The following is a 1,111-nucleotide window of genomic DNA, read 5'->3' on the forward strand; positions in this document are numbered from 1 at the left end:
TATTAACCCGGCAATCAAATACACCAAATCATGCTGCGTAGGCGATACGTGGATGCCGGAAATAAGAACGGATTCTTTGAGGGCGTAATTGCAATCGTCTCATGACCGAGCGAACACGCCTTTCCAGTTCGTCCTGATTACGCGCCGGCAAGCCCGTGCGAACCTGATGTTTCAAATCACAATTCAAATACTCGTCAGGGTTCAACTCCGGGGCGTAGGCCGGCAAGAAGAACAGTTCGATTTGCTCTTTGCGGTCGCCAACCCAGGCGCTCACCTTTTTGCTGTGGTGTACGCGCAGGTTGTCGAGAATCAGGAACACCTTGCGGCCCTGAGCATCGCGAATCAGGCGACTCAGGAAGCGAATCAGCACTGGGGCTGTCAGCGTTTCCCGATACAGCATGAAGCGCAGTTTGCCCCGATTGGTCACGGTGGAAATCATGTTGGTGGAAAAACGACTGCCGCTGACCAGGCGCACCGGCGTTTCGCCAATAGGGGCGTAGCTGCGGCCAGCATGGCTGTCACTGCGCATACCGGTTTCGTCGCCCCACTGAATCTCACCATTCTCAGCCCTGGCCCGCTGTGCGATGCGTGGATATTCATTATCCAGCCAGTGCTGAACCACTTCAGGTTTCTGCTGATAAGCCCGATGCAGTGGGCGCTGCGGGGTGTAGCCCCAACGCTTGAGGTATTCACCAACCGTTCGAACCGGCATGAGAAAACCACAGCGCTGGCGGATCAGTTCTCGCACCGCATCACGCGTCCAGAGCGCAAAGCCGAGCTTGAGTTGGTCGGGCATCTTATCGGTCATCAAGGTGCGAATCAGCACTTCCTGGCTGGAGCTCAAACTGCGGCGATCACCCTGGCGCACACCACGCTGGCCGCCGGCAATGGCAGCCTTTTCGCCTTTATGTTCTGCGACCTGCGCCCAGTGAGCAATAGTGCGGGGGTGAACACCAACCGCTTCGCCAATAGCCTTGTAGGTGTAACCCTGCTCACGCATGCGTAGGGCCGTGGAGCGCTTTTCACGTTGTTCTTGGGGGCTGAGTTTACGGGCATCTATTTTCATGGAGACAGATTATCTAATATGCCCTATTTATTTGCCAGGTTAATA

At 55.5% G+C, this 1,111-nt stretch carries 1 protein-coding gene; it reads right to left on the minus strand.

Annotation, left to right across the window (positions count from 1 at the left end; genetic code table 11):
* Positions 1-28: 28 nt before the first annotated feature.
* Positions 29-1,066 carry an IS630-like element ISPa47 family transposase gene (locus AC19YX_RS35230; RefSeq protein ID WP_011911785.1) on the minus strand — a complete coding sequence of 346 codons (1,038 nt, stop codon included), beginning with the start codon at positions 1,064-1,066 and terminating at the stop codon, positions 29-31.
* Between the last annotated feature and the right edge of the window lie 45 nt (positions 1,067-1,111).

Source organism: Pseudomonas sp. MF09150 (assembly GCF_059862355.1).